Annotated in this window: 17 protein-coding genes; 5 read left to right on the plus strand and 12 right to left on the minus strand. The window is 41.8% G+C overall.

Annotated features, from left to right (window positions below):
- Positions 1-24: 24 nt before the first annotated feature.
- Positions 25-531: a PTS glucose transporter subunit IIA gene (locus tag ACFVP7_RS12640; RefSeq protein ID WP_015483368.1), complete on the minus strand. Its 507-nt coding sequence runs from the start codon at positions 529-531 to the stop codon at positions 25-27.
- Between the two features lie 137 nt (positions 532-668).
- Between ACFVP7_RS12640 and ACFVP7_RS12645 the strand changes: the two genes are divergently transcribed.
- Positions 669-1,088, plus strand: coding sequence for an Hsp20/alpha crystallin family protein (locus ACFVP7_RS12645; RefSeq protein WP_015714150.1), 420 nt, complete (start codon positions 669-671; stop codon positions 1,086-1,088).
- 20 nt (positions 1,089-1,108) lie between these two features.
- On the opposite strand, the gene ACFVP7_RS12650 is transcribed toward ACFVP7_RS12645, so the two are convergent.
- The gene (locus ACFVP7_RS12650; RefSeq protein ID WP_014477159.1) at positions 1,109-1,486 is read right to left on the minus strand and encodes a YppG family protein; all 378 of its coding nucleotides are present in this window, start codon (positions 1,484-1,486) and stop codon (positions 1,109-1,111) included.
- Positions 1,487-1,673: 187 nt separating this feature from the next.
- Here ACFVP7_RS12650 and ACFVP7_RS12655 point away from each other — a divergent pair, with 187 nt between their 5' ends.
- Positions 1,674-1,862, plus strand: coding sequence for a YppF family protein (locus tag ACFVP7_RS12655; RefSeq protein WP_003230690.1), 189 nt, complete (start codon positions 1,674-1,676; stop codon positions 1,860-1,862).
- A 38-nt stretch (positions 1,863-1,900) separates the two neighbouring features.
- Here the strand turns inward: ACFVP7_RS12655 and ACFVP7_RS12660 are convergent, their stop codons facing one another.
- Both ACFVP7_RS12660 and ACFVP7_RS12665 read right to left on the minus strand, forming a co-directional pair.
- Entirely contained in the window at positions 1,901-2,272 is a 372-nt protein-coding gene (locus ACFVP7_RS12660; RefSeq protein ID WP_338730519.1) for a YppE family protein, read from the minus strand.
- 45 nt (positions 2,273-2,317) lie between these two features.
- The gene (locus tag ACFVP7_RS12665; protein ID WP_338730520.1) at positions 2,318-2,563 is read right to left on the minus strand and encodes a YppD family protein; all 246 of its coding nucleotides are present in this window, start codon (positions 2,561-2,563) and stop codon (positions 2,318-2,320) included.
- 198 nt (positions 2,564-2,761) lie between these two features.
- Here ACFVP7_RS12665 and sspM point away from each other — a divergent pair, with 198 nt between their 5' ends.
- Entirely contained in the window at positions 2,762-2,866 is a 105-nt protein-coding gene (sspM, locus tag ACFVP7_RS12670; protein ID WP_003225606.1) for an acid-soluble spore protein SspM, read from the plus strand.
- Between the two features lie 24 nt (positions 2,867-2,890).
- Here the strand turns inward: sspM and ACFVP7_RS12675 are convergent, their stop codons facing one another.
- The gene (locus ACFVP7_RS12675) at positions 2,891-3,853 is read right to left on the minus strand and encodes a DUF2515 domain-containing protein (RefSeq protein WP_029878384.1); all 963 of its coding nucleotides are present in this window, start codon (positions 3,851-3,853) and stop codon (positions 2,891-2,893) included.
- Positions 3,854-3,893: 40 nt separating this feature from the next.
- Here ACFVP7_RS12675 and recU point away from each other — a divergent pair, with 40 nt between their 5' ends.
- Together recU and ACFVP7_RS12685 are read left to right on the plus strand one after the other, a co-directional pair.
- Complete coding sequence (gene recU, locus ACFVP7_RS12680) at positions 3,894-4,514, plus strand: Holliday junction resolvase RecU (protein WP_024571847.1); 621 nt, start codon at positions 3,894-3,896, stop codon at positions 4,512-4,514.
- A 21-nt stretch (positions 4,515-4,535) separates the two neighbouring features.
- On the plus strand, positions 4,536-7,289 hold the full coding sequence (locus tag ACFVP7_RS12685; protein WP_396582227.1) for a PBP1A family penicillin-binding protein: 2,754 nt from the start codon (positions 4,536-4,538) through the stop codon (positions 7,287-7,289).
- A 75-nt stretch (positions 7,290-7,364) separates the two neighbouring features.
- On the opposite strand, the gene ACFVP7_RS12690 is transcribed toward ACFVP7_RS12685, so the two are convergent.
- The 7 genes from ACFVP7_RS12690 to ACFVP7_RS12720 all read right to left on the minus strand — a co-directional run bounded on the left by ACFVP7_RS12690 (position 7,365) and on the right by ACFVP7_RS12720 (position 12,629).
- The gene (locus ACFVP7_RS12690) at positions 7,365-7,859 is read right to left on the minus strand and encodes a YpoC family protein (RefSeq protein ID WP_009967579.1); all 495 of its coding nucleotides are present in this window, start codon (positions 7,857-7,859) and stop codon (positions 7,365-7,367) included.
- A complete protein-coding gene (gene nth / locus ACFVP7_RS12695) occupies positions 7,856-8,515 on the minus strand; it encodes an endonuclease III (RefSeq protein WP_009967580.1) in 660 nt (219 codons plus the stop codon). The genes ACFVP7_RS12690 and nth overlap by 4 nt, the downstream gene beginning before the upstream one ends.
- A gap of 18 nt (positions 8,516-8,533) precedes the next feature.
- On the minus strand, positions 8,534-9,232 hold the full coding sequence (gene dnaD / locus ACFVP7_RS12700) for a DNA replication protein DnaD (RefSeq protein ID WP_004398499.1): 699 nt from the start codon (positions 9,230-9,232) through the stop codon (positions 8,534-8,536).
- Between the two features lie 92 nt (positions 9,233-9,324).
- The gene (asnS, locus tag ACFVP7_RS12705; RefSeq protein ID WP_004398777.1) at positions 9,325-10,617 is read right to left on the minus strand and encodes an asparagine--tRNA ligase; all 1,293 of its coding nucleotides are present in this window, start codon (positions 10,615-10,617) and stop codon (positions 9,325-9,327) included.
- 143 nt (positions 10,618-10,760) lie between these two features.
- A complete protein-coding gene (aspB, locus tag ACFVP7_RS12710; RefSeq protein WP_003230667.1) occupies positions 10,761-11,942 on the minus strand; it encodes an aspartate transaminase AspB in 1,182 nt (393 codons plus the stop codon).
- Positions 11,943-11,964: 22 nt separating this feature from the next.
- Positions 11,965-12,450 carry a cell wall elongation/penicillin-binding protein regulator TseB gene (tseB, locus tag ACFVP7_RS12715; protein ID WP_014477164.1) on the minus strand — a complete coding sequence of 162 codons (486 nt, stop codon included), beginning with the start codon at positions 12,448-12,450 and terminating at the stop codon, positions 11,965-11,967.
- 8 nt (positions 12,451-12,458) lie between these two features.
- Positions 12,459-12,629 carry a YpmA family protein gene (locus ACFVP7_RS12720; RefSeq protein WP_003225588.1) on the minus strand — a complete coding sequence of 57 codons (171 nt, stop codon included), beginning with the start codon at positions 12,627-12,629 and terminating at the stop codon, positions 12,459-12,461.
- Positions 12,630-12,711: the final 82 nt, after the last annotated feature.

Raw genomic sequence — 12,711 nt, forward strand, 5'->3', positions numbered from 1 at the left:
AAAAAAGCAAGGCATACGCCCTGCTTATTTCGCTTTTATTGTAAGGAGCTTTGATTCGCCTTTACGAGCAGCCTTTTCGCCTGCCGGCACAATTGATCCTACAGCCTCACCATTCATTATAACGATTGGGATGACTGTGCTGCTCGCTTTTTCTTTTATTAATTCCAAATCACATGTAATCAGCGGGTCACCGACCTTCACTTTATCCCCTTCTTTAATGTGGGCAGTAAATCCTTCTCCGTTCATATTGACTGTCTCCAGCCCGACATGAATTAACAGCTCAATTCCCGAGCGAGTCCGAATGCCAACGGCGTGTTTGGTGTGGAAAATCTGAATGACTTCACCTTCAGCGGGAGAAACGATTTCACCGCTAGAAGGTTCCACCGCTATTCCTTCTCCCATCATTTTCTGTGAAAAAACAGGGTCCGGCACATCTGATAGGTCCATTACTGTACCGTCTGCCGGAGAATAAATAACCTCTTCTGTCACCTTTTCCTGAGTTTTGCCCATTCCGAATAATTTTTTCAGCAATGTATTTTCTCCCTTCTCATTCACTTCAACCGTTATCCCTTCATTCACCACTATTTAACCACACTTTCAATTTTGCTTCAATTTATAACAACATCTGGCATAGACGCATAATCTGGTTAAAAAAGGCGGTGGCGAAATTGGAATTCTATGATGACAAAAAGAACGAACTGCAAAAGAAAGAAGAAATCATAACGGAGGCAATCGACACTCTTTTTCAATCCTCAGCGTTCGGCAACCTTATAAACGGATTTCAGAACCTGATCAACTCGAGTTTAAAGGATGTGCAGACGACCATACATGTCAGAGAAAAAGATACTGGGCTGTATATCGATATTACCATACCGGCGACGTTTCGAGATGGCGAGATCGTCGTTGATGTTAAATCGAGGTATCTCCATGTAACACTCCAAGAAAAACAGAAACACCAAAATGAGGCTACCTTTACAAGCATGACAAGAACGGTTCAGCTGCCTTATGAAGTTCGCCAAGAAGATATGGAAACGTCTTGGAACGAGCAGACAATGACACTTTTCTTTCCAAAAAATAAGCATGAATGAACGATTCATTCATGCTTCTATCATTTAAAAAAGCTGGTAAATCCCTTTATTAAAGATCCGACCTGATTCATTGCACTCATTACTTGACCTGTCGTATCCATCATTTTATTAAAATCAAATTGCCCATTGGCTTTTTTGAACTGCGACATAATGCTTTGAAATTGCGAAGGCTGCTGTTGATTAGGCCTTGGGATAGGATAAGGGTTAGAAAATACAGGCGGCTGCATAGGCATAGGCTGGATCGGAGCATAGGGCTGATAATAATCCTGCTGTCCATAATGCTGCTGAGGCAGTTGTTGCTCTAAATAACCGGGTGCAGCCTGCTGATAATATCCTTGCATTTGCTGAGGATAATAATAGCCCATTTGCCGAGGATAGCTTCGAGAGCTCCTGTTCATTGCGATTCCCCCCTAAACACAACATATTTCTCTTCTATATATGTATGAATGACTTCTATTGTTTGTGTCACAAGTAATGATTAGCATTTGTCAAATTGTGTCGAAAGTTTAAATTTTTTAAAAACAGAAAAAAGTCGAATCATTATGGTACCATATTTTCAATACAGATGAGAGGGGATGCACCATAATGAACGTATCATACTTAAGCAAACGTTTTGCAGAAATGAAGAAATATGAAACAGACTGTATGAATAAACTGATGGACTTTGCCAAGTTCCTCTATATTCAAGGACATCTCAGCATAACTGAGTTTCGTAACAGTATGAAGGTTCTCGAAGCAAATGGAGCAGAAAGCCCGGCATATGAGATGAATTAACGTCCGGCCCCCTATAAAAACGAAAAGAAGACAGCCTTTTACCGGCTGTCTTCTCTTGCAATTTCATCCTTTACTGCGTGCAATGTATAAAGGACTGACTCAGTGATGTCCTTGAATCGTTTTTTATGAATATGATGAACATATGATTGAAGGACCAATTCCAGGAAATTATCTTTTACGGTCTCAATTTGCTCTTTATGCACATATTTTGGCCGGTGGGCTTTTATCAATTCAAGAGCACCCTCTGCCCAGCGGGCCGCCAGTTCATCATTCTCTTCAACTGCAGGCTTTATCGTCTCAAAAAAATCATAAGAATGATTACTGTTTTTTCCTTCCTGATACCGATCAGCGCCTTTTTCAGCAACTCCAATCATTTGCTCGGTCATTTCCAGCAATGTTTGTGATAGCAATACCTTTCACCTCAATGCCTATCGTACCAAATTTCACTCACAAATTCAGCCGATGCGGTATACCTTCTCAAACGCATACCTGTGTTCAGGCGATTGATACAGCTCATTTATACAAATATGAAGATCTATGATTTCTTCTTCAAGCATACTTAGGCGATCGTTTTCCGTTTCCCACATCTCAGCCTCTAATGCATTTACAGAATGATTCAGGCTTTGCTCAGCTCGCGTTAATTCATCTTCTATATCAGAAAGCATACGGAGAATATCTGTCTTGCATACATAACCGGACATTCGTGTACCTCCCTTTCCTTGTCTCTCCCGGTTAAAATTCTTTGCTCTCAAGGCTCTTTCCTTCCTCATGACAAAACTAGAAGCAAATCGCCAAACAAACAGGTATTCCACGAAAAGCTGAAGTTTTCGACAAAAACACCCGCAAAAATTGTATGATCCTCCTCCTTAATGCAAACGATACTTGTGAGGAGGTGCCGTATGAAAACAAGACCGAAAAAAGCCGGCCAGCAAAAAAAGACTGAATCAAAGGCAATCGATTCTTTAGATAAAAAATTAGGCGGCCCGAACCGCCCTTCTACGTAAGAAGCAAGGAATTTCCTTGCTTCTTTATTTTTTCAGCCACTGCTCCACCGCAAAAAGCGCATGAAGCTGGCGCTTTTTATGTAAATACCAGTCTGTCAATTCAATCTGCTTCGGCAATTCCTCGCGCCTAAAGAACGTTTTCTTTATCTTTCCATGAAACCAATCTGTTTTCGTTCCGTCTAATGAGTGGATTAACTCAGGGTAGCATGTCCTTAGCATAGGAGATGTTCTTTTTGTAATCCCGATCATCTTTTCCATATCAAAACGGGAACCTGTGTGCGGCACTGTGTGCAAAAAGTGATAAAAAGAGGAGAACAATTCTGGCTTGAACAGCAATTGAGACAGCTGCTTTCCCAGCCTTATCCTTTCCTCCGCCTTTGAAAAGCGTTTCACTGAAATGCCGTAAAGAAACCCATTTGAGGAAGGAAAAATAACGGTGTTAAAATGAAACCAGTCACTTAAATAAAAAGGAATCGTGTCAAAAACATTCTTTTTAAACGAAGGATTTTGTATAATAGGTGTTTGGATAGTGTTTTGTTCATTTATAATGAGGGCATACATTAGCCGCTCCGTATTTCGCTCATGCCAAAAACGGGTCCATTCTTCCGACATAAATTGTGAGACGCCAAACACATGCAGCAGATGAAACAGCGGTTTCCCAACTCTTTTTGACCAGTGGTATAGTAGAAGCTGCGGATAGGCATCCGAAAAAATAAGCCAGTTCGCTCTTTCATAGGCTAAAAAGAACCATTCTTGCTGTCTCTCACGGAGTCCAAGCTGAAACAGACTGCCTTTTAAGTCAGTCATTGACCAGCCGGCATTACGAGAAACGAAAGAAGCCAAAAGCGACCATTTGATTTCCGGGTGACGGTCGTAAAATGCTTTATAAGCATTTGTTCTTGAAATGTTATCCGCGTTTTTTATTTTTGTCTGCCGCTCAATCCGGCTCAGAAGCTTTCTAATGGTCTGTTGTTCTTGCACGTTCATTCACTTCCGTCATGATTAGTTTAATAAGGAGGATGAGAAAGTGATTCGGTATCCTAACGGAAAAACATTTCAGCCGAAACATTCGGTTTCATCCCAAAACAGTCAGAAAAGGTCCCCGTCTTACAGTAATCGCGGAATGACCCTCGAAGATGACTTAAACGAAACGAATAAGTATTATCTGACAAACCAAATTGCCGTTATACACAAAAAGCCGACACCTGTTCAAATTGTAAATGTCCATTATCCAAAAAGAAGTGCCGCAGTGATTAAAGAAGCTTACTTTAAACAATCATCGACAACAGACTACAATGGGATTTACAAAGGGCGGTATATTGATTTTGAGGCGAAAGAAACGAAAAACAAGACCTCTTTCCCCCTGCAGAATTTTCATGACCATCAAATCGAGCATATGAAGCAGGTAAAGGCTCAAGACGGTATTTGTTTTGTTATTATATCCGCTTTCGACCAGGTTTATTTTTTGGAAGCCGATAAGCTGTTTTATTTCTGGGACAGAAAAGAAAAAAACGGCAGAAAATCAATTCGAAAAGATGAGTTGGAAGAAACAGCTTATCCGATTTCTCTTGGATACGCACCCAGAATTGATTATATTAGTATTATTGAACAGCTTTATTTTTCGCCATCATCTGGTGCGAAAGGTTGATTAACGAAAGGTTGAGATGTTATGTCAGATCAATTTAACAGCCGTGAAGCTCGACGAAAAGCGAACAGCAAGTCGAGTCCTTCACCGAAAAAAGGCAAGAAACGAAAAAAGGGCGGATTGTTTAAAAAGACCCTTTTCACTTTACTCATTCTGTTTGTTTTAGGCGTAGTCGGCGGTGCTGTTACATTTGCCGTCATGGTTTCTGATGCGCCGTCCCTTGATGAAAGCAAATTGAAGACGCCTTATTCATCAACGATTTATGATAAAAACGGAAAAGAAATTGCTGAATACGGTTCCGAAAAGCGGTCCTACGTCTCAATAGATGAAATACCTGATGTCGTAAAAGAAGCCTTTATCGCGACAGAGGACGCACGTTTTTACGAACACCACGGGATTGACCCTGTCCGTATCGGAGGTGCCCTTGTCGCCAACTTTAAAGACGGCTTCGGAGCTGAAGGCGGAAGTACGATCACCCAGCAGGTCGTTAAGAATTCCCTTCTGTCCCATCAAAAGACGCTGAAACGGAAGGTACAGGAAGTGTGGCTTTCAATTCAGCTGGAGCGCAATTACTCTAAAGATGAAATTTTAGAAATGTATTTAAACCGGATTTATTTTTCTCCCAGAGCATACGGAATCGGAAAAGCGGCGGAAGAATTTTTCGGCGTCACAGATTTAAGCAAATTGACTGTGGAACAAGCTGCGACACTCGCGGGTATGCCGCAAAGCCCGACAGCGTACAACCCCGTTAAAAACCCGGATAAAGCGGAAAAAAGACGGAACATCGTACTCAGTCTGATGAAAAAGCAAGGATTTATTTCTGATTCTCAATACAACAAAGCGAAAAAAGTGGCAGTGAAAGACGAAGGCGTTGTTTCACAAAAGGAATATGAAAAAAACAATTCAAACAAATACAGCGCGTTTGTTGAAGAAGTCATGAAAGAAATTGAAGAAAAATCTGATGTCAATCCAGGTACTGACGGATTAAAGATTTATACAACATTAGATACAAAAGCACAAGACAAACTAGATGAATTAATGGACGGAGACACTGTCGGATTTACTGAAGGCATGCAGGGCGGTGTCACCCTTCTCGATACGAAAACCGGAGAAGTGCGGGCGATTGGCGCTGGAAGAGATTCTACGGTTGGTGGCTACAATTACGCGACCCAAGCTAAGCGACAGCCTGGATCTACCATTAAACCTATTCTCGACTACGGTCCAGTTATTGAAAATAAAAAATGGTCAACTTACGAGCAAATTGATGACTCAGCTTACACGTATTCAGATGGAACACCTATACGAGACTTTGACCGCAGATATAAAGGACCAATGTCTATGCGTGAAGCACTGGCACAATCTCGTAATATTCCGGCTTTAAAAGCATTCCAAGCAGTCGGAAAAGATGCGGCGGTAGACTTTGCCAATGGACTTGGGCTGGGATTAGATAAAGATACTGTATATGAATCTTACTCTATTGGAGGATTCGGAAAAGGGAATGTCGGTGTCTCTTCACTGACAATGGCAGGAGCATACAGCGCGTTTGGAAATAACGGAACATATAATGAACCGCATTTTGTAAAGTCTATTGAATTTAACGATGGCACAAAGCTTGATTTAACACCAAAATCAAAGTCAGCAATGAGCGATTATACTGCGTTTATGATTACAGATATGCTGAAAACAGCTGTTAAAACAGGTACTGGACAGCTTGCACAAGTACCCGGTGTAGAAGTAGCAGGAAAAACAGGAACGACCAACTTTGAAGAAAGTGAAATCCAAAGGTACAATATCGCAAGCGACGGTGCCCGAGATTCTTGGTTTGTCGGTTACACACCGCAATATACAGCAGCCGTCTGGACTGGTATGGAAGAAAACGAAGCTGGAAAGAAATCTCTTTCAACTGAAGAGCAAAAAGTTGCAAAGCGCATCTTCGCCCAGCTCATCGCCGATGTCGATGACGGAAGCGGATCATTTGAGAAGCCTGACAGCGTAGTGGAAGCCTCTGTAGAAAAAGGCTCAAACCCTGCAAAACTGGCAGGGCCAAATACGCCAAGCGATAAGAAGCTCACAGAGTACTTTGTTAAAGGCACAGCTCCTTCTACTGTTTCTAAAACATATGAGAAAGAAGAAAAAGAGGAAACAGCTAAACTGTCTGGTTTAAACGTGAAATACGATAAAGACAATCAATCTTTAACGTTAAGCTGGAATTACGACGGAGATGCGACCTTTGCTGTTAAGCAATCTGTTGACGGCGGCAGCTACTCGGAAATTCAAAACAGCTCTGCAAAAGAAGCAGTCATTTCGGGTGTGCAGCCAGGATCTATGTACAAATTCGAAGTAACAGCCGTCAGTGATGATGGCAAAAGTACAGCTTCCACATCCTATGAGGTGCCAAAAGCTGAAGACGATGAAGATAAAAAAGACCAGCAGCAAACTGATGATGAAAAACAAGATGATGAGAAGACTCAGGATGATACACAAACTGATGATTCTCAAAAAGATGACGGTCAGACGGATCAAGATCAGACAGATGATTCAACAAACGATCAAGACAAAAAACAAGACAATACGAACACCAATCCGTCCGACAACAATAACCAAGACCAATCAAACGATAACGATAACGATAACGACAACAGTAACAACCAGGATACGTCGGATGGTGATTCGAACTCTGGTAAGAATGATTCAACAGGTTCTGACACGAATAAAAATAAAACAGACACATCTAATAAAACACAAACAAACTCATCATCAATTGAAAAAACAAATTAAACAAAAAAGCCGTCACCTTTGGGGTGATGGCTTTTTTGGTACACAATAAAAAACCTCCCGTTTTAACAGGAGGTTTTATCGATTCATCGCATGATATTTATAAAAATGCTTTTTCATTTCGGTAATCAGCTCATCAAGCTGAATAAAGCAATGGTATTGGGTCGGCTTAAGAAGAATAAATTCCACTCGTTCAGCCCAATTAATCGGCTTTGCGGGATATGATTTCTCCCTCAGTTCTTGCCAATCGAGCGATTTCACCGGCTCACCTGCTGTCCAATGTAACGAAGCCAGCAAACACACAATGCCCTTTAACATTTCGTTTTGGTCACATCTCGATTTTCGTGTTTGAAAGACTGGGAGAAGTGATGCTTTGATGTCATCCCACACTTCAAATAAAAGCGGAACGTATTTCCCGCTGTCCTCCCATGGCAAATCGCCTTGTAATTCCGTGCAGAAATCAAAATACACGGGATTGGTCTGCAAGGTTTTCTTCATATCCGAGGAACTCTTCTGGCCAAGACTGCGCAAGTATTGCTCATAGGAAGCCAACACTTCTTTTGCTTGCGTCATCGTTTCACCAGTCCTTTTTTATCCCTCTTCTGCCCTTCTCTGCATAAAGAAAGCAGCGGACACTCCGCACAGCGCGGAGATTGGGCTTTACAGTGATATCTGCCGAAGAAAATAAGCCGGTGATGCGTAACGGACCAGTCTTCTTTGGGAACCTTGCGCATCAGCGTCTTTTCAACTTCCAGAACCGAGTCCTTCCACCGGCAAATGCCCAATCGTTTGCTGACTCTCTCCACATGGGTATCTACGGCAATGGCCGGCACGCCAAACGCAACGGATACCACTACGTTTGCGGTCTTTCTCCCGACCCCTGGCAGTTTGACAAGCTCATCGCGGTCTCTCGGCACTTCTCCGCCGTAATCTTCAATAATCATTTTACTCAGCTTTTGAATATTTTTCGCTTTATTACGATATAAACCGATTGATTTAATATCCTGCTGAAGCTCTTCCAGCGGAACAGCCAAATAGTCTTCCGGCCGTTTATATTTTTGGAATAATGTTTTGGTCACTCTGTTTACAAGTGCATCTGTACATTGCGCAGATAAAGCTACAGCCACCACTAATTCAAAAGGATTGGAATGAACCAGTTCACACTCCGCATGAGGAAACATGTCACCTATCTTGTCTAAACAGAATTCAATTTGTTTTAGATTTAACACGATTGTCACCTTTTCACTTTATTGTTCAAGCCAATTGTAAAAAGGAACCTGCCTTTTATACTCTTTTTGCGGTTCATTCTGCTTTGCTTGTACACGCCGGAATTTTTGGCTGTGTATTTTTGCTTGCTCCACAGTTTTAAGCCCGTTTTTCTTCCATTCAAACAAAATCCGGTCAATGTAGCGGAAACTGAGTTTTCCTGATAGTACAGCCTCTTTTAACGCGTGTTTGATCAGTTGTGCGTCATGCTGATCCTGGTCCTGCCAGATCGCCAGCGTTTCACACTCCAAAGGCGATAACGGCCTTGCGAACTCTTCCTCAAAAATGGTATAAAGGCTTTTTTGTTCCCCTTCTGCTTTTCTTTCCTGTGTTTGATTCTGTGCAAGCTGAATATACTCGTACAGCTTGCCCCATAAAGGCTGAAGAGAATATTTCTCAAATTTGATGCCGTTTTGATCCTCGCATTCTTCAATAAACAGAAAGCCTTTTTGAATAAACATCCGCAATCTGTTTGTGCATTCTTCAACAGAAATTGACATACCTTCCTGCAGCTGATTCGGTGTAGGAAAATATGATCCTTTTTCTAAATGCATTTTAATTTTTAACAGCAGAATAAGTTCTGTTTCATTAAGCCCAAGCTGTTTATAATGCGTAAGCAGAAGATTGGGGATGGTTGATGTTCCCTGCTCCTGCATATCAATAAATTGCTGTTTTTTCATCGTCACACCTCTTACTGTAAAGGATTGTGATTGCCCCTTTACTGTAAAAAGTCTCCCTTGCAGGAGACTCTTTTTTGTTTCATTTGAATGTATTACGGATACAGACGGTTTAACAGTCTTGGGAACGGAATCGTTTCACGAACGTGAGGCGCTCCGCTGATCCAAGCTACTGTCCGCTCTAATCCAAGGCCGAAGCCGGAATGAGGAACTGATCCATATTTTCTAAGTTCAGCATACCATTTATATGCGTCAGAATCCAGTCCATGTTCTTTAAGACGAGATTCCAGAAGTTCCATATCGTGAATCCGTTCAGATCCGCCGATGATTTCTCCATAGCCTTCCGGCGCAATCAAGTCAGCGCAAAGCACAACGTCCTCACGGTCAGAAGCCGGCTGCATATAGAACGGTTTTAAGGACGTCGGATAGCGAGTGATGAATACCGGTTTGTCATAGTGTTCAGCAATCGCTGTTTCATGAGGCGCTCCGAAATCATCTCCCCACTCGATATCGTCAAAGCCTTTTTCTTTCAGAAATTCAATCGCTTCATCATACGTGATTCTTGGGAATGGAGCTTTGATTTGCTCAAGTTTTGACGTGTCTCTTCCCAATGTGTTTAATTCAATTTTGCAATTCTTAAGAACTGATTGCACGATGAAAGAAACGTAATTTTCCTGTACTTGAAGGTTTTCTTCAAATTCTACAAACGCCATTTCCGGTTCGATCATCCAGAATTCGATTAAGTGACGCTTTGTTTTAGACTTTTCCGCTCTGAATGTCGGTCCGAAAGAGAATACTTTTCCTAAAGCCATTGCCGCAGCTTCCATGTAGAGCTGGCCGCTTTGAGACAGATATGCATCTTCATCAAAGTACTTTGTCGCAAAGAGTTCTGTTGTTCCTTCAGGTGCACTTCCAGTCAGAATCGGCGGATCCACTTTTACGAAGCCTTCGTTATTAAAGAATTCGTAAGTCGCGCGAATGATTTCATTACGGATTTTCATGATCGCATGCTGGCGCTTTGAACGCAGCCATAAATGTCTGTGATCCATCAAAAATTCCGTTCCGTGTTCTTTTGGTGTAATTGGATAATCGGTCGCTTCGTGAATGACTTCAATATCTGTCACAGCAAGTTCATATCCAAGCGGAGAACGCTCGTCCTCTTTGACAATCCCTTTTATATAGAGCGACGTTTCCTGCGTCACTGATTTAGCTGTTTGGAAAATGCTTTCTTCCACTTCCGCTTTTACTACGACACCCTGAATAAAACCGGTACCGTCCCGAAGCTGTAAAAACGCAATTTTCCCGCTTGAACGCTTATTAGCGACCCAAGCTCCGATCGTTACTTCCTCACCTACGTGCTTGTACACTTGGTTGATTGTTGTTTTCAACATATTTCCCTCCAAAACAAGAAAGACATTCGGAAGCTCATTGCCCCGCGAACTCTTTTATCATCACTTTATTATACCCGCTCTTAACTAACCGGGTCAATGCAGATAAAAAGCGGCTTTTCTGTCAGCCGCTTTTTGATCTGTTAGCTATGTTTTTCTACAAAACGCTTGATTCTTTCAATGGCTTTTTCAAGAAGATCTAACGATGTTGCATAAGAAAGACGGACATTCTCAGGAGAGCCAAATCCGGATCCTGGAACAATCGCAACTTTTTCCTCCTCGAGAAGTGCTTTAACAAATTCATCTACATCTTTGAAACCGCAAGATTGAGCTGCCTCTTTTGCATTCGGGAACAAGTAAAAAGCACCTTCCGGCTTCACACAGCTGAACCCTGGGATTTCTATAAGCTTTGCATAGATCGTATTTAATCTATGTTCAAATGCTTCTCTCATTTCTTCCAATGGCTCAGAAGGCCCGTTATAAGCAGCAATCGCTCCGTACTGTGCGATTGATGTCGGGTTTGACGTACTGTGGCTTGCAAGGTTCGTCATCGCTTTAATAATGTCTTCAGAGCCTGCCGCATAACCGATTCTCCAGCCTGTCATGCTGTGGGACTTCGATACGCCGTTTATAATGACCGTTTGTTCTTTCAGTCTGTCTGACAGCTGTGCAATGGAAACATGTTTCTTTCCGCCGTATGTAAGTTTTTCATAAATTTCATCTGACACAATCAAGATATCATGTTCAAGGCACACTTCACCGAGTGCAGATAGTTCTTCTTCCGTATACATGACACCAGTCGGGTTGCTTGGAGAGTTAATAACGATTGCTTTTGTTTTTTCCGTAATTGCATTTTTCAGCTGCTCAGGCGAAATTTTGAAGTGATTTTCCTCAAGCCCTTCTACATAAACAGGCTTTCCGCCAGCGAGTTTCACCTGCTCCGGATAGCTTACCCAGTAAGGCGTTGGAATAATAACTTCATCTTCTTCATCCAAAATCACTTGGAAAAGGGTATACAGAGCATGTTTGGCACCAGTGCAGACAATAATTTGAGACGGTTTGTATTCAATATTCTGGTCGCGTTTAAATTTCTCTGCAATGCTGTTTTTCAGTTCAGCCAAACCACCGGAAGGCGTGTATTTCGTATGGCCCTCGTTCATCGAACGCACAGCGGCATCAATAATATGCTGCGGTGTATTGAAGTCAGGTTCGCCTGCTCCTAAGCCGATGACATCATGGCCTGCGGCTTTCAGTTCTTTCGCTTTCGCTGTGATTGCCAGAGTGGTTGATGGTGTTAATGCGGATACTCTTTTTGCCAGTTTCAACTTGAACTCCCCCTAATTCGTCTTAAGGCGTGATATTTTTGAGAATCTTTCCAGTTGTAAAGTCCACATAACTTAAACTGTATTGCCCTTCTTTGTCTAAGTACGTCACTTCCCAAAGCAGGACGTTTCCTTCTCTTGCCAGATGAACCTCTTTTTGCTTTGAAACCAGCCCTTCATCCTTTATGATTTTCGCCGCTTTGTCTTCAGAGATTCCCTCTTTCGCTTCTTTTGAGAGAATTTTTGCTTTTTTATCAGCAGGAACCCAGACATATAATGCAGTGCCTTTTTTATCCGTTCCCTTTACAACATAATATTTTTCTTTTCCGACAAATGTTTCGACTTGATCAACATTGGCGAGATCGGTTTCTTTTTTAGCTTCAGCAGCTGCTGCTTCGTGCCCCTCTTCCTTTTGTGCCATGGCTGATTTATAAATGCTTGCCGAGACAAGAAGTACTGCTAAAAAAATAATACCAAAAATGACGGTAAATATTAATGCTTTTTTTCTCATCTTCTCACCTACGTACGATAAATGGTAAAAACGGCTTGGTTTTTGTTTTCTTCATCCAGCGCAAGGCCGAACATCAGATTGTCTCTTTTCAGTGTACGATTCAATGTGTCCACAATTTTATACAGATCATCAGAATGCTCTACATTAATTGTTGAAAGAATTTCGATTTTACTTTCCATTTTTTCATCCTCCAGTTTGAACAAATATTGTTAGTCATACTCCATTTCAGGACACGCCATACTAGTATCACAGAGCGGGAAA

It is taken from the genome of Bacillus sp. SG20033 (assembly GCF_044570195.1).
Lineage (GTDB): Bacteria > Bacillota > Bacilli > Bacillales > Bacillaceae > Bacillus > Bacillus subtilis.